This is a genomic window from Brucella pseudogrignonensis (assembly GCF_031454375.1).
Taxonomy (GTDB): domain Bacteria; phylum Pseudomonadota; class Alphaproteobacteria; order Rhizobiales; family Rhizobiaceae; genus Brucella; species Brucella pseudogrignonensis_A.
In genome coordinates, this window is the sequence record NZ_JAVDQT010000004.1 from 270,914 (window position 1) to 286,533 (window position 15,620).

The following is a 15,620-nucleotide window of genomic DNA, read 5'->3' on the forward strand; positions in this document are numbered from 1 at the left end:
TTTAACCGCCCTTTTTATTGCAAGCGCATCCCGAAAAGTGCGAAGCGGTTTTCGGAATAAGATGCGCTTTAAACAAATAATTAGAGCGAAACGCGCTCTATTGAAACTTGTCGAGCATTTTATAATAAAAGCCCACCATCGGTAGAAACCAAGGTTTGCCGGAATAGCCCGGAATAGTCGGCCATTCGAGGCCGGAAATCGGATTATGGTCGCCGCGTCCGAGGATCGCGTCTGCCAGATAAATGCCCATTTGTGTTGACATTTGTGCGCCATGACCGGAATAGCCCATCGCATACCAGACACCATCGGCAAAGCCAGCGCGCGGATAGCGGTCTTGAGTCATATCGACGAGACCACCCCAGCAATAATCGATTTCCACATTGGCAAGATGTGGGAACATTTTAACAAGGTTTGCGCGTAAAATTGCGCCGCTTTTGCCGTCGGAGCGCTGGTCTGACGTCGTTGAAAAGCGAGCACGACCGCCGAAAATCATACGATTATCTGGCGCAAGACGGAAGTAATTGCCGATATTCATGGACGTGACATAGGTGCGATTGCCGGGCATGGTGGCGGCGATTTCGCTTTCAGTCAGCGGTCGGGTTGCAATAATAAAACTGCCAACTGGGATGATACGTTTGCGGAAATAGGAAAAGCTGTCGGTGGTGTAAGCGCCGGTTGCCAAGATAACATTGTCGGCAGTCACGGTACCGCGCGACGTAACGATCTCGTGCTGGTTGCCGAGCTTTTTGCGCTGCTGAACAGTTGTGTTTTCAAAAATGAAAGCACCGTGACGCGCTGCTGCCGCAGCCAGGCCTGTCACATAGCGCCCCATATGCATCATGGCGCTTTTCTTCGAAAGCATGGCGCCATGAAAATCATTTGAGCCGACTTCGCCTGAAAGCTGATCGGCGCGCAGCAAGGCGGTGTCAGGATCAACTTCCGCATGAATGGCTTCAAAATTGCGCGCAAGACCATCAAAATGTGCGGGCTTTGAAGCAAGCTTCAATTTACCCGCGCGGCGGAAAGAGCAATCGATATTTTCTTCGGCAACGATGCGTTCGATTGTATCGACGGAATCGTCAAAGGCCTTATAGAGAGCCTTGGCGCGCTCTGCGCCAAGGTGTTGTTTTGCCGCGATAAAGCTGTGCGCGAGGCCATTGTTGAGATGGCCTCCATTGCGTCCCGAAGCGCCGGACCCGACAAGTCCAGTCTCAAAGACCGCCACGCGGCTTCCAGCTTTGGCAAGATGCAATGCGGCCGAAAGGCCGGTGAAACCACCGCCGATAATGGCAACATCATAATGCCCTTCCGGCGGGTTCTTTTCGCCAGCAGTGAAAGGCGGTGTGGTATCGTGCCAGTAGGGTTTAAATTGCATCTTGCTAAGCCTTATTTACAGTCCAACGACACCGGCCAGACCGGAAATATCCTTGATTTCGGTATAGCCGTAATAAGGGTTTGCAGGTTCGTGACCGCGATTGACCCAGACCTTGTTCTTGATACCAAGATCATGTGCCGACATCAGGTCATAGCGGAACGATGACGAGACATGCAGAATGTCTTCCGGACTGGCGTTGAGCTGGTCGAGCATGTATTCAAATGCCTTAAAGCGTGGCTTATAAGCCTGTGCCTGCTGCGCTGTGTAAACGGCATGAAATGGAGCGCCGAGCTTATCGACATTGTGATGAATCTGCTCGTTCATGGCATTTGAAAGTATGACGAGCGGTATTTCCTTTGCAACTTTGGAAAGACCGGCTGGCACATCTGCATGCGGACCCCAGGTTGGTACGCGTTCATAGACGGTGCGCGCATCTTCTGCCTTGAAGGTTACATTGTTCTTCTTGCAGGTGCGTTCAATCGCATTGTGAACGACTTCATTATATGGCTTCCAATCGCCGAGGATTTCATCCAGACGATAAGCTGCAAAATTCTTGATGAACTGCTGCATCTGATCTTCATTGAGCTGTTCGCCGTAAAGATCGCGTGCGGCTTCCGCCATCTGAAAATTGGTCAGTGTGCCGTAGCAATCGAAGGTAATGTATTTTGGTCTGAACTGGGCCATGATTTGATCCTTCCAAGGCGTGCAGGCACTGCTGTGCCGTTGTCATACATCATAATGAGCCGCGAATAGACTAATCACTGCATTCCTATCTGTGCGAAGCAGATTGTTTCGTATCTCAGTAGAGCTTTGGCAGAGAGTTTCGTCAGGCTGGCCTTCGAGTAGGGGTGGGATATTGGTTTGTACGGTCGTTCGCCATATCTCGCGGCATAAGATGCGGCAGCGCTATCAAAGGACAGTGAAAACCATCGGTATATGGATGCTGGTCGGGATGAACTGCTGCAAGCCTCATTCTAATCTGAGTCTATGAAGAACCATGCTCGGAAACAGTCATGACCGCATCGCCAATCACTCTAGAAACGATGACACCAGATCATCTTGATGGTGCAGTTGCTTTGTCTCAACAGGCAGGCTGGCCACATCGTCGCGAAGACTGGGCCTTTGTGCTCGCACTCAGCAATGGTGTCGTAGCCCTTGAAGATGGACGTGTTGTTGGCACCGCAATGTCGACGCCGTTGGGCGATGATGTTGCAACCGTTAATATGGTTATTGTCGATGAAGCGATGCGCGGACGTGGGCTTGGTCGCAAGCTGATGCAGGCGGCACTTGATGCTGCAAGCGGGCGCACTTGTTTGCTGGTCGCAACGCAAGATGGATTGCCGCTCTATGAAAAGCTTGGCTTTGTGGCGAATGGTGAAATCATTCAGCATCAAGGCTTGGCCGCTAAGGTCGATGCGCCGACCGATATTTCTTGGGCGGACAGCGGTGATTTTTCGTGTCTGATCGAGATGTATATTGCCGCAACCGGCCATAATCGCTCGAACATCATGCAATTGTTGAATGAAAGCGCGCAGTTCGCTGTCATCCGCAAGGGTGATGAAGTCGAGGCATTTGCAGGAATTCGTCCCTTTGGTCGAGGTCTTGTTATCGGCCCGGTTGTTGCGAAGAACGGCGACGATGCGCGTGCGCTGATCGACTTTCTACTTTCAAAACATACGGGTGAATTCGTCCGCGTGGATACGAACATTGCGACAGGTCTTGCCGATTGGCTGACTGAACGCGGGCTCGTTCATGTTGGTGGCGGAATACCGATGCGCCGCGCCGTTGGCCCAATCGAAGAACAAAGCGGTGCTAAATACCGCACATATGCGCTTGTAAATCAGGCACTAGGTTGATTTGGAGAATATTATGCTGAGCAATTCGCTGATCGAACTTGATCGCGCCCATCTGGTGCATCCGGTGTCATCGTTCCGCAGTCACGAAGCCGCTGGCGTGCGTGTTTTGAAGTCTGGCAAAGGTGCTACTGTTACCGATGCATCGGGCCACAAGCTGCTCGACGGTTTTGCCGGTCTTTGGTGCGTGAATGTTGGCTATGGTCAGGATAGCATTGTCGAAGCAGCGACACAGCAGCTGCAAGAGCTTCCCTACGCAACCGGCTATTTCGGTCTTGGTTCAGAGCCTGCCATTCGCCTGGCTGCTGAACTTGCAGATCGTGCGCCGGGTGATCTCAACCACGTCTATTTCACGCTTGGTGGATCGGACGCGATCGACAGTACAATCCGCTTCATTCGCTATTATTACCATGCGAAGGGCACGCCGCAAAAAGACCAGTTTATTTCGGTCGAATATGGCTATCATGGCTCCTCGACGGCTGGTTCCGGTCTGACTGCACTTCCGGCATTTCATGCGGGCTTTGGTGTGCCATATGACTGGCAGCATAAAATTCCATCGCATTACGCTTATCGCAATCCGGTTGGCACTGATCCGCAGGCAATCATCGATGCCTCGGTTGCAGCACTTCGTGCGAAAATTGAAGAGCTGGGCGCAGAACGTGTCGCAGCATTTTATGTTGAGCCCATTCAAGGCTCTGGTGGCGTGTTGGTTCCGCCTACCGGCTGGCTCAAGGCAATGCATGCGCTTTGCAAGGAATATGATGTTCTGTTCATCGCCGACGAAGTCATTACTGGCTTTGGCCGTACTGGTCCGCTTTTCGCTTGTTCGGAAGATGATGTCGTTCCCGATTTCATCACGACTGCTAAGGGTCTGACATCGGGCTATGTGCCGATGGGTGCCGTGTTCATGTCCGAGCATGTTTACAACACCATCGCTGATGGCGCAGGTAAATCGGCAGTCGGTCATGGTTATACCTATTCCGCACACCCAGTCAGTGCGGCAGTTGGGCTTGAATGTTTGCGCCTTTATGAAGGTGGGTTGCTCGAGAATGGCCGCAAGGCGGGTCAGCGTCTGATGGCTGGTTTGCATGGTTTGGCAGATCATCCGCTTGTTGGCGATGTTCGCGGTCGCGGTATGCTGGCTGCGATAGAGCTTGTGACTGACAAGGAAAAGAAAAAGCCACTTCCAGCTGCTGCTGATCCGGCACGCCGCATTTTTGATCGTGCCTGGGACAATGGTCTCGTCATTCGGGCTTTTGCAAATGGTGTTCTTGGCTATGCGCCGCCGCTTTGCTGCACTGATGAAGATATCGACGCAATCATCGAACGCACGCGCATAACGCTTGATCAGACGCTTGCTGATGAAGACGTGCGTGCAGCAATGAAGGGATGAGTTTGACGAGCAGTAGCTTAGTTGCGAGCAAGAATTTCGTAAGTTTATGAGATTCGCAATATTATGCTGCTGTTCTTCTCCAATTCAGCGCAATTTACGCGCATCTCTGTAACACACTGTCAGAGCTGCCAAAGGTGAGGATAAAAGGCGAAGCCATTGGATTATACCCGCCAAATGCCGGGTCAACCCGATCCCAAGAGCCTCTCGAACTCACATTGCAACGAGGTGTTGTTAACGACCGTAATTCTGAAACCGCAATGAACCCAAGGTGAAACCGGTGACTATAAACCGGCGCACCAAATGCAACTTTAACAAGGGGAACTGCCATGAGCGAGAAGATAACCAATTGGACTTCTTCCGACGACCGGATGATTGAAAATGCAATTCGTCGCGGGGCAACCCGGCGTGAATTGTTGCAGATGATGCTTATGGGTGGTGTAGCAGTTGCAGCGGGGGCGACAATCCTTGGTCGTGCAACCTCTGCTTATGCTGCGACCCCGGTTAAAGGCGGCTTCATCAAGGCTGCTGGTTTCAGCGCCTCCACTGCCGATACACTTGATCCCGCCAAGGCTTCCAATGCGACCGATTATGTTCGCTGCTGCGCGTTCTATAACCGCCTGACATTCCTTAATGGTCAGGGCGAAACAGAGATGGAACTGGCCGAAAGCGTTGAAAGTTCGGATGCGAAGGTCTGGACAGTCAAGCTGCGCAAGGGTGTCACGTTCCATGACGGCAAGTCGCTGACTGCCGATGACGTCGTTTTCTCGATTAATCGCCACCTCGATCCAGCCGTTGGTTCCAAGGTCAATGCGATTGCCAAGCAGATCACGGGTGTGAAGAAGGTTGACGACACAACCGTTGAGATCACGCTTCAAGATGCGAATGCCGATTTGCCAACAATTCTGGCACTGCATCATTTCATGATCGTCGCAGACGGTACGACTGATTTCTCCAAGGGCAATGGCACAGGCCCGTTTGTCTGTAAGGAATTCCAGCCGGGCGTGCGCTCAATGGCTGCGCGTAACGAGAATTATTGGAAGAATAACGGCCCACATCTCGACTCGTTTGAGTTCTTTGCAATTTCGGATGAAAGTGCGCGTATGAACGCCGTTCTTTCCGGCGATATTCATCTTGGTGCGAACCTCAATCCACGCTCGCTGCGCGTGCTTGAAAATAACCCAGCTGCGAAGCTCTTCATCTCGAAGCTCGGCACCTATACTAACCTCAATGTTCGTCTTGATTTGACTCCGGGTGATAAGGCTGGCGTGGCTGATGCGCTGAAATATCTGACCAATCGCGAAGTCATTCAGAAATCGGTACTACGCGGTCTTGCTGAAATAGCGAATGATCATCCTGTTCCAGCAACCAGCAAATATTACAATGCAGAGCTTAAGCAGCGCGAGTTCGATCCTGACCGCGCAAAGTCGCTCCTTGAAAAAGCCGGTATGCTTAATCAGGAAATCCGCATCACAGCGGCAGAAGCCGCATCGTCATCGCTTGATTATGCTATGGTTCTCCAGCAGGCAGCTTCGACCATCGGTCAGAAGATCACCATCGATCGCGTGCCTTCAGATGGCTACTGGTCAAACCATTGGCTGAAAGATCCGGTCCATTACGGCAACATCAATGCTCGTCCGACACCGGATATTCTATTCTCGCTGCTCTATAAGACCGATGCGCCATGGAATGAAAGCCAGTACAAGTCGGAGAAGTTTGACTCGATGCTGCTCGAAGCCCGTGGTTCGCTCGACGAAGCAAAGCGTAAGGCAATCTATGGCGACATGCAGGCCATGGTTTCCAATGAGGCCGGAACGGTCATCCCGGTTTTCATGTCCAATGTTGATGCGATTTCACCGAAGCTGAATGGCCTTGAGCCAAATCCGCTTGGCGGCATGATGGGCTATACATTTGCCGAACATGCATGGCTGGAAGCCTGACCTTACGTCAGGTAACCTTGCTTTTCGGGTTCGGGCAAAACATCGCTTTTGCCCGAACTGATCGTTTCCCCCAACTATTGGGTTGCGCATGACCATGAAGTCGCCTCTGCTGAATCTCATTGCCAAACGCCTCGTCGTTGCTGCTGTGACGCTTCTGATTGTTGCGTTCACGATTTTCTTTGCGACAGCGATGCTTCCTGGTGATGTGGCTGAAATTCTTCTGGGGCAGGCGGCTACACCGGAGGCCGTTGCCGGGCTTCGCCATGCGATGAACCTTGATCAGCCCGCTTTCCTGCGCTTTCTATATTGGCTTGGAAACCTGCTTCGCGGTGATCTTGGCGTTTCCTACGTCAACAATGTCCCGATTTCCGATTTGATCGGAAACAGGCTCGTCAATTCGCTGAAGCTTGCCGGTGTGACGGCTGCAATATCGGTGCCGATTGCATTGTTTCTCGGCATTACCGCCGCAATTATGCGCGGCACGATCTATGACCGCGTTGTTTCCATCATCACGATTTCGGTTATCTCTGTGCCAGAGTTTATGGTCGCAACCATTGCGGTAATCGTGTTTGCGGTCTATCTCGGCTGGTTGCCAGCACTGTCGATGGCCAATGAGGTGACATCGTTCTGGGGGCTTCTCAAGGTTTTTGCGATGCCTGTTATCACGCTGAGCTTTGTGATTTCAGCGCAGATGATCCGTATGACACGTGCAGCAGTCCTAGAGACGCTCAACACACCCTATGTTGAAATGGCGTTGCTCAAAGGCGCTTCACGCAGCCGAATGGTTGTCGTCCACGCGCTCCCGAATGCGCTCGGACCAATCGTCAATGCGGTTGCGCTTTCGCTGTCTTATCTGTTGGGCGGCGTCATCATCGTGGAAACTATCTTCAATTATCCCGGCATAGCCAAGCTCATGCTTGATGCGGTTGCGACGCGCGATCTGCCTCTGATCCAGACCTGCGCGATGATCTTCTGCTTTGGCTATCTTCTGCTCATCACGATAGCTGATCTGATTGCTATCGTTTCCAACCCGAGGCTGCGATAATCATGACTGCTTCCGTTTCAAATCAGCGAAAAGCAAAGTCCCCGCGTTTCGGCTATCGGGTTAATCTGGTTGGCGCTGTTTCCTTTCTGATTATTTTTGGATGGGCAGTTGTTGCAATCTTTGCACCGTGGATCGCGCCGCATCCGATTGGCGAGATTGTTGATTTTGACTTTTTCGGGCCAATGAGCGCGCAATTCCCGCTGGGTACAGATTACCTCGGCCGTGATATGCTTTCGCGTATTATTTACGGCGCACGTTTCACAGTCGGTATTTCTCTTGCTGCCGTGTTTTTGGCATGTTTTTTTGGCGTGACACTCGGTATGACAGCAGCTGTCATTGGTGGCTGGTTTGACTCAGCACTCAGCCGTTTTCTTGATGCGTTAACATCCATCCCAAGCAAAATTCTCGCATTGGTTATCGTTGCAGGCGTTGGTTCATCTATACCTATCTTGATCATTACCATGGCTGTGATCTACACACCTGGCAGCTATCGCTTTGCGCGCGCGCTGGCGATCAACATTAACACGATGGATTATGTGACGGTTGCCCGCGCACGTGGCGAGAAGATCGGCTATCTCATCCGTTCGGAAATTCTGCCCGGCATTATTGGACCTGTGTTGGCTGATTTTGGTCTGCGCTTTGTGTTTATCGTGTTGTTGTTGTCGAGCATGTCGTTTCTTGGTTTGGGCGTTCAGCCACCATTTGCAGACTGGGGCGCACTGGTTAAAGAAAACATCGGCGGGCTGTCCTTTGCAGCGCCTGCGGTCGTGTTCCCATCGATTGCGATTGCGAGCCTTACCATCAGCGTTAATCTGCTGATTGACAATCTCCCGCAGAAGATCCGCGACAGGAGCGAATGAATGAGCAATCTTGTTGAGATCAAGAACCTTCGCGTGGATGCCAAGACTGACTCTGGCCGCAACGTCGAGATCATCCGCGATGTGAGTTTTCAAATAGCAGAAGGTGAAATTGTTGCGCTGATTGGCGAAAGCGGTTCTGGTAAGACAACCATTGCATTGACATTGATGGGTTATACTCGTCCGGGCTGCCGTATTGTGGATGGTAGTATTGCTGTTGGCGGTCAGGATATTGTCAAGCTATCGGAGCGTAAACGCTCAAAGAAGCGCGGCACTGAAGTCTCTTATGTGCCGCAAAGTGCAGCGGCATCCTTCAATCCCGCGCATCGCATTATGGATCAGGTCATTGAAGTGACCAAAATCCACAAGCTGATATCCAAGGAGGAAGCGCGCAGGAAAGCCATTGAGCTGTTCAAAGCATTGGCTCTGCCCAACCCTGAGACAATCGGCGATCGCTACCCGCATCAGGTCTCTGGTGGGCAGTTGCAGCGCCTTTCAGCGGCCATGGCTCTTATTGGTGACCCAAAGCTTGTGATCTTCGATGAGCCGACAACAGCGCTGGATGTAACGACCCAGATTGAAGTGCTTCGTGCTTTCAAATCGGTGATGAAAAAGAAGCATATCGCAGGCGTTTACGTCTCGCATGATTTGGCGGTGGTTGCGCAGATCGCGGATCGAATTGTCGTGCTTAAGGGCGGTGAAGTTCAGGAAGTCGGCTCTACGCAAGAGATATTGCACAACCCGCAGCATCCCTACACCAAAGAACTTTTGGCGGCCTTCGAGCCTGTGCTTCATACACGACCAGAAGCCGCTGTGATAGAAAAGCCTACGCCGCTACTCGTCGTGGATAGTGTTGTGGCTGGTTATGGTATGGTCGGTAAATCCGGCCAGCCGGCTATGATCGCAGTCGATCATGTCAGCCTTGAACTCTCACGCGGGCAGAATCTTGGGATTATCGGAGAGTCTGGCTGCGGCAAGTCCACGCTTGCGCGGGTGATTGCAGGCATTTTGCCTGCCGCGAGCGGTAAGATCGTGTTTGAAGGCAAGGAAATGCCAAGCGATCTGCGTCATCGCAGTCGCGATCAATTGCGCGAATTGCAGATTGTGTTCCAGTTCGCCGATACGGCTCTCAATCCGACGAAATCAATTGCTGAAATTCTGGCGCGTCCACTGTCATTCTATCATGGCATGGACAAAAAAAGCCGCGAAGCAAGGGTCGACCAACTGCTCGATATGGTGCGGATACCGCGCAATATGCGCTACCGTAGACCGGGCGAGCTTTCCGGCGGGCAGAAACAGCGCATCAATCTTGCACGCGCTTTGGCCGCTGACCCTAAGATGATTATCTGCGATGAAATCACATCGGCGCTGGATACGGTCGTCGCTGCGGCCATTATCGATCTGTTGAAAGAACTGCAACGCGAGTTATCGCTGTCTTACCTTTTCATCAGTCACGACCTCTCCACGGTCCGCGCAATCTGTGATGAAGTTGTGGTTATGTATGCAGGCAAGAAGGTCGAGCAACTCAGCCCTGATATGATGGGTGCCGCCGCCAGCCACCCGTATTCGCGGCTGTTGTTCTCTTCGGTGCCAAAACTCGACACCGGCTGGCTCGATGGCTTACAGCAAGACCCTGAACTTGTGCGTCAGTTTACCAAAAGCTGAGTTTTACGAAGCACTCTGAACAGTGGGAGCCAGTCCCCACTGTTCAGTGGTATGTTTTAGCCTTGTTCCGTAAACATCACGTCGAGTGGGAGATGTGATTTTACAATCGGTGATTTAAGTACGACGAAACTGAAATATTTGTCGATGCCGACATCCATATCAATCAGACGTTCCATGATCGTCTGATATTCGGCAATTCCAGCCGTAACAAATTTCACCAGATAATCGTAGCCGCCAGATACAAGATGGCACTCGATAACGGAATCGATCTTCTCAACTGTCGCCAGAAAACGCGCAAAATCTATTTGCCGGTGGTTCTTGAGCGTGACTTCGGTGAATACTGTGAGTGTCTGACCGAGCTTTGACACATTGATCTGCGCCGAATAACCCGTGATGTAGCCTTCAGATTGAAGCTTTTTTACCCGCATCAGGCATGGGCTGGGAGACAGATTGACGAGCTCCGCGAGTTCGACATTGGTTATCCGTCCGTTTTTTTGCATCTCGGATAAAATTCTGATGTCAATTTTGTCGAGCTTCATAGTCCAACCATTTATGCAGTATTCTGAATTGAGATTATTATCTTTTTCGGCGCGAGCTGCAATCATTCTGCATATGTTTATCGTGTAGTTTCGCTACAATTATTATATTTTAGAGTTACCAAGTTGGGTCCCATAAACCCTGCTATATTCTAACGCCGTTTTTAGGATGACAATGACTCAATCAAGTCGGAAAATCCTCCGGGCTGTTGCTGGCCAGCGAGGCTGTTTGTTCATTTTGATGGCATGAAATAAGAGATTATCGCTGTGTAAAGGTCCGTTATATTGGTGCTTAAAAACCGAATATACGAATAATTTGAATAAAACGTAGTATATATGGCGCTTTTCAATTTTTTTGGCTTGTTATTTTGAAAAATTCCGAGAATATCTAATGGCGCTCAAAAAGGGGGAGGGGCTATTATTTTACTGGAAAGCCCAACGTCAATCACAAAAAAAGCTCTTCTTGGTCAGGAGACTTCGTTATTTGTTTCGAAAGAAATAAAAACGGTTCGGAGTAGTCAGCGGCATAGCTGGCGTAATATTTTTGCTGCACATACAATTGAAGAGCCGCACTCGACCCACCACCGGCCCATTCCGTTTTTTTGGTTGACGATGGCATTACGAGATACTGAGGTATTTCGTATAATTTCAGGACGGAGAGAACGTGCAATAGTTCCTGCATTTTCTATATGTATAGCCGATCCTCAGATGTCAGTAGATTGTATTATTGGCAACGAAACTGAAGCCGTACACATTTTTCTTAGACCTGAGTTGCTGCACGAAGTTGCAAATGAACTCTTTGATTTGGATGTAAACAGTCTTTCATTTTCTGATGTCTTCGGAAGAAAAAGTGCGAGCATCAGTTGGTTTGTCCGCTCGATAAAGCAACTTTTGACAGTGTCTCCCAATCTATCGCGGCTTGAGATTGACTCTATGTCACGCGATTTATGCGCGGATATATTGTCAAAATTTGCGGTTAAATCAGAAGCACCGCGTAGTGAGCTTACAGACAAGCACCTGTTGAGGATCGATGACTATGCGATTGAGCATTTAGGACGAGAAATCCAAATCGACGAACTCGCGTCGTTGTGCGCTATGGGCCGAACGACATTTTATCAGCGGTTCAAGAGCACAATGGATATGACGCCACACCAACATATTATTCGTTTGAGGGTTAGTAAAGCGAAGCAGTTGCTTGCGTCTTCATCGCTGCCACTTATGGATATTGGCTTTATTTGCGGCTTTTCCGATCAGGCTCACTTTGCCAATCTTTTCAAACGTTGTGTTGGTATGACGCCTGCTGCATTTCGCCGGGCGGCAGCATAAGATTTTATCCGGATAGCTCTTTCATTCGAAGGTATCTGTTTATTTAGAAAAATTAACTGAGGTTTATATATCGTCTAATATATCGTTTTTTTCTAAAATTTATTGAACTTTTATACAATGCTTTTTATGAATATTTACATAGATTCCTTCTGTTGGATAAAGCAGGTATCCGCCCAGTCGACTAATCTTTACGAGACGCAGGTCAGTAATTACTACTCACATATACTGCTAATGGGTGTGGTAATATTTATACGTGGCGTTTCTTTTGGGCATGGCGGTTTTTCGGTCAAGAGGGCGGTTTATGTCGTATTCAGGTAAGAGTGTAATTCAAGGACGCTTAAACTGGCACAAGTCAGTATTTTTAATCGGTGTTTCTGTATTTGCGCTTGTTGCTACCACCTCGTTGGGCGCGGCGGATCAGATACGTATTTTAAGTGGCGAAGAGCGCGTTGTTGTCGATTCCGAATTTATAGCGCACACAACTGTCAACCGTCCGGATCAGGGTGCTTATGCGGTTTGGATATCTAACGGAAGCCTTACAGTCACAGGTTCGGAAGTTGATATACGCAGTGAGGGGTATGCCGCAGACGCTTTGCATATTGAATCGTCGAATGTGTATGCTCCGAGTATCGTTACAATTGTCGGCGTTGATGGCAAAAAATCAATCATTGAGGCGGCAGGAGAAGACGCGCGCGGGGCGTATTTGTCTGGTGACGGCGCGACGCTTGATTTGCAAAATATCGAGATAAAAAGCATTGGTAAATTGGGTTATGGAATATTAACAATTGGTGAATCCCACTTGTTGCTCAAAGGAAGCAGCATTGAAGCTAACACAATGGGGATATCGGCGGAGGGAAAGGCCTCATCAACGCGCTCCACGACGTTGATCGAGGATACAAAAATTGTTGTTCATTCTGGGCATGGTATCAGAGTGATGAATGGTTCGCTTACAGCCAATAATTTTGAAATTATTGCGTATAATTACGGCGTTAATGCCAACTCTAAAAGTAATGTTTTTCTGAGCAATGGTCGTATTGAAACCCAGAGCGAATATGGTCACGGTATTAACGCTGTGGCTGACATTAGTGATATTCGCATAGTTAAAATACAAGTAGATAATGTCGATATTATCACGCATGGTAAATACGCGAGTGGCGTTGAAAACATCCACGTCCGCTCGGCTATAAGCCGCAGTAATATCCATACTTATGGTAATTCTGGTCATGGCGTCACGGCTGGTAATGGCGGAAGCGCAACTTGGCCTGGCTCATTTGTGACGGTTAATACAACAAAGATCACGACAGAAGGCACCAATGCTTACGGTCTTGTGGCAACTACAGGCTCCACGATTGATGGCAGGCAATTGACTATCAACACGCTTGGCGAAGGTGCAATTGGCGCACGTAGTCACCAGACGGGTCGAATTGTTCTGTCAGAAGGTACATCCATCACAACCGAGGGTGAAAATGCTCATGGTGTGGCCCTGACGTTTGGATCTGCAGCGACTATATCTGATACGACGATAACAACCTCAGGTAATGATGCTGCAGGCATATATACGGTCGGTTATAATCCCCCTGATAACATGACCAGCTTGCCGCAACATACCAACACAATTGATGTTAAAAACTCAAAAATCACCTCTTCGAACGGTGCCGCTGTGTTGGTTCGTGGAGGTTTTGAAAATACGTTTAATTTTGAGAATACACGCGTCATTGGCAGTGGCGATGACCATGTTTTATTCTCGAGTGACGTTTATAACTACACAGGCGGTAGCGATGTAGTTCCGATGGAAGTCGGAACAGTGAGTGTAAATGCTGTTGGATCAGCACTGGAGGGTGACATCGTTGTTGCCAGCGGTAAGGTGGACTTTAACCTGCTTAAAGGCACTCTGCTAACAGGTGCTTTTCGTGTGAGTGAAACGGGCACTGTACTTGACCGGTTATCGCTTGATGCGGCCAGCGCGTGGCAATTGACAGGTTCATCAGCCCTCAACAGCCTTGATAGTTCTGGTGTGGTCGCTTTCTTGTCGCCGCAGAATGGTGGCTTTAAAACGCTCACGATTAAAAATGACTTCACATCTGATGGTACCTTGCTTGTGCTCAATACTAAGCTTGGAGATGATAACTCAGAAACAGATAAGCTTGTTATAGAGGGGGATTCTACCGGCGAAAGCAGTATTCGGGTCACCAATGCTGGCGGAACAGGTGCGCAAACCGTCAACGGTATTAGAATCATTGAGGTGGGCGGCGTATCGGATGGGCAATTTAGTCTGATTGGTGATTATAAAACCAGATCAGGCCAGGAAGTGGTGGTCGGCGGTGAATATGCGTATTCGCTGTTCAAGGGCGTCTCATCAGATCCAACGGACGGCAACTGGTATTTACGTTCGCAGTTTCAACCGACTGATCCTGTCGATCCTGTCGATCCGATTGACCCGGTTGATCCCGTAGACCCAGTCGACCCGGTTGATCCGGTTAATCCTGACCCTGTGGACCCCGTTGAGCCAGAACCACTGTATCAGGCTGGAGTTCCGGTTTATGAAGCCTATCCGCAGGCTCTGCTTGGCCTGAATGGTGTCGCAACGTTGCAGCAGCGTACCGGCAACCGTGTCTGGTCGGGCAATGGCAATCGTGTGGTCGCACAGGGCGCTGATGCGATTGGCTCGCCTTATGCCGCCCCTGATGAAGCTGGTGCTGCAATCAACGGCAATGGCGTCTGGGGCCGCATAGAAGGTTCGCATAACCATATGGAACCGCGCTTTTCTACTTCTGATACCAATTACAACCAGAATGTCTTCAAAATGCAGGCTGGTATTGATGGCATGCTGACGGAGACCGAAAACGGCAAGCTGATTGGCGGCTTCACGGTGCATTATGCCCATGGCAAGACGAAAACCAATTCAGCCCATGGCGATGGCGATATCCGCACAGACGGCTATGGTCTTGGCGGAACGCTCACCTGGTATGGCGAAAATGGCTTTTACCTTGATGGTCAGGGTCAGGTGACGTGGTATCGCAGTGATCTTCACTCAACGACTGCCAATACAGGCCTCACCGATAACAATCATGGCTTTGGCTATGCTTTATCACTGGAAGGTGGGCAGCGCTTTGCCATCAACGAAGCATGGTCACTGACACCACAGGCACAGCTGACCTATTCCAATGTTGATTTTGATGCATTCACGGATGCATTTGATGCAGATGTCAGCCTTGATCGTGGGGAAAGCTTGCAGGGTCGTCTTGGTCTGACGATTGATCATGAGAATTCATGGCAGAATGCCAATGGCATGCTGGATCGGACACGAGTGTATGGGATTGCTAATCTCTATTACGAGTTTCTGCAGGGCACGCGTGTGACTGTTGCGGAAAGCAGCTTCACGAGCCGCAATGATCGGGTATGGGGTGGATTGGGCCTTGGTGGTTCTTACAACTGGAACGATGATAAATATTCGATCTATGGTGAGGGCCTCGTCAACACCAGCCTCAACAACTTCGGTGACAGCTATGCAATCAAAGGCAATGTCGGCTTCAAAGTAAAGTGGTAAGAGCGCGTTCTGCTGTAAAAATCCTTTACAGCAGAACATCACTTAACTTTAGGAGTGTTGATAGATTAGCGTTTCCCGCTGAGATA

General features: G+C 49.9%; 11 protein-coding genes. 8 read left to right on the forward strand and 3 right to left on the reverse strand.

Annotation, left to right across the window (positions count from 1 at the left end):
- Positions 1-97 precede the first annotated feature (97 nt).
- Together J2782_RS14480 and J2782_RS14485 are read right to left on the reverse strand one after the other, a co-directional pair.
- Entirely contained in the window at positions 98-1,375 is a 1,278-nt protein-coding gene (locus J2782_RS14480) for an NAD(P)/FAD-dependent oxidoreductase (RefSeq protein ID WP_310013763.1), read from the reverse strand.
- A 15-nt stretch (positions 1,376-1,390) separates the two neighbouring features.
- Positions 1,391-2,059 (reverse strand): haloacid dehalogenase type II, encoded by a 669-nt coding sequence (locus J2782_RS14485; RefSeq protein WP_310013765.1) that lies wholly within the window; start codon positions 2,057-2,059, stop codon positions 1,391-1,393.
- Between the two features lie 329 nt (positions 2,060-2,388).
- On the opposite strand from J2782_RS14485, the gene J2782_RS14490 reads away from it, so the two are divergent.
- The 6 genes from J2782_RS14490 to J2782_RS14515 all read left to right on the forward strand — a co-directional run bounded on the left by J2782_RS14490 (position 2,389) and on the right by J2782_RS14515 (position 10,125).
- Positions 2,389-3,231 (forward strand): GNAT family N-acetyltransferase, encoded by an 843-nt coding sequence (locus tag J2782_RS14490; RefSeq protein ID WP_310013767.1) that lies wholly within the window; start codon positions 2,389-2,391, stop codon positions 3,229-3,231.
- A gap of 13 nt (positions 3,232-3,244) precedes the next feature.
- On the forward strand, positions 3,245-4,621 hold the full coding sequence (locus tag J2782_RS14495; RefSeq protein ID WP_310013769.1) for an aspartate aminotransferase family protein: 1,377 nt from the start codon (positions 3,245-3,247) through the stop codon (positions 4,619-4,621).
- 326 nt (positions 4,622-4,947) lie between these two features.
- Positions 4,948-6,558 carry an ABC transporter substrate-binding protein gene (locus tag J2782_RS14500; protein ID WP_310013772.1) on the forward strand — a complete coding sequence of 537 codons (1,611 nt, stop codon included), beginning with the start codon at positions 4,948-4,950 and terminating at the stop codon, positions 6,556-6,558.
- Between the two features lie 94 nt (positions 6,559-6,652).
- Entirely contained in the window at positions 6,653-7,603 is a 951-nt protein-coding gene (locus J2782_RS14505) for an ABC transporter permease (protein ID WP_250042673.1), read from the forward strand.
- Positions 7,604-7,605: 2 nt separating this feature from the next.
- Positions 7,606-8,463, forward strand: a complete 858-nt coding sequence (locus J2782_RS14510) for an ABC transporter permease (protein WP_310013774.1) — start codon at positions 7,606-7,608, stop codon at positions 8,461-8,463.
- Positions 8,464-10,125 (forward strand): ABC transporter ATP-binding protein, encoded by a 1,662-nt coding sequence (locus tag J2782_RS14515; protein ID WP_310013777.1) that lies wholly within the window; start codon positions 8,464-8,466, stop codon positions 10,123-10,125.
- Positions 10,126-10,181: 56 nt separating this feature from the next.
- On the opposite strand, the gene J2782_RS14520 is transcribed toward J2782_RS14515, so the two are convergent.
- Positions 10,182-10,664: an Lrp/AsnC family transcriptional regulator gene (locus J2782_RS14520; protein ID WP_310013779.1), complete on the reverse strand. Its 483-nt coding sequence runs from the start codon at positions 10,662-10,664 to the stop codon at positions 10,182-10,184.
- A gap of 705 nt (positions 10,665-11,369) precedes the next feature.
- Between J2782_RS14520 and J2782_RS14525 the strand changes: the two genes are divergently transcribed.
- Positions 11,370-11,987 carry a helix-turn-helix domain-containing protein gene (locus J2782_RS14525; protein WP_310013781.1) on the forward strand — a complete coding sequence of 206 codons (618 nt, stop codon included), beginning with the start codon at positions 11,370-11,372 and terminating at the stop codon, positions 11,985-11,987.
- Positions 11,988-12,288: 301 nt separating this feature from the next.
- Positions 12,289-15,534, forward strand: a complete 3,246-nt coding sequence (locus tag J2782_RS14530) for an autotransporter family protein (protein WP_310013783.1) — start codon at positions 12,289-12,291, stop codon at positions 15,532-15,534.
- Positions 15,535-15,620 lie beyond the last annotated feature (86 nt).

What these genes read in the sequence shown, in the direction of transcription:
- J2782_RS14510 (WP_310013774.1), top strand. Translation starts at nt 7,606, where the DNA reads ATGACTGCTTCCGTTTCAAATCAGCGAAAAGCAAAGTCCCCGCGTTTC.
- J2782_RS14505 (WP_250042673.1), top strand. Translation starts at nt 6,653, where the DNA reads ATGAAGTCGCCTCTGCTGAATCTCATTGCCAAACGCCTCGTCGTTGCT.
- J2782_RS14485 (WP_310013765.1), bottom strand. Translation starts at nt 2,059, where the DNA reads ATGGCCCAGTTCAGACCAAAATACATTACCTTCGATTGCTACGGCACA.
- J2782_RS14490 (WP_310013767.1), top strand. Translation starts at nt 2,389, where the DNA reads ATGACCGCATCGCCAATCACTCTAGAAACGATGACACCAGATCATCTT.
- J2782_RS14495 (WP_310013769.1), top strand. Translation starts at nt 3,245, where the DNA reads ATGCTGAGCAATTCGCTGATCGAACTTGATCGCGCCCATCTGGTGCAT.
- J2782_RS14530 (WP_310013783.1), top strand. Translation starts at nt 12,289, where the DNA reads ATGTCGTATTCAGGTAAGAGTGTAATTCAAGGACGCTTAAACTGGCAC.
- J2782_RS14515 (WP_310013777.1), top strand. Translation starts at nt 8,464, where the DNA reads ATGAGCAATCTTGTTGAGATCAAGAACCTTCGCGTGGATGCCAAGACT.
- J2782_RS14480 (WP_310013763.1), bottom strand. Translation starts at nt 1,375, where the DNA reads ATGCAATTTAAACCCTACTGGCACGATACCACACCGCCTTTCACTGCT.
- J2782_RS14500 (WP_310013772.1), top strand. Translation starts at nt 4,948, where the DNA reads ATGAGCGAGAAGATAACCAATTGGACTTCTTCCGACGACCGGATGATT.
- J2782_RS14525 (WP_310013781.1), top strand. Translation starts at nt 11,370, where the DNA reads ATGTCAGTAGATTGTATTATTGGCAACGAAACTGAAGCCGTACACATT.
- J2782_RS14520 (WP_310013779.1), bottom strand. Translation starts at nt 10,664, where the DNA reads ATGAAGCTCGACAAAATTGACATCAGAATTTTATCCGAGATGCAAAAA.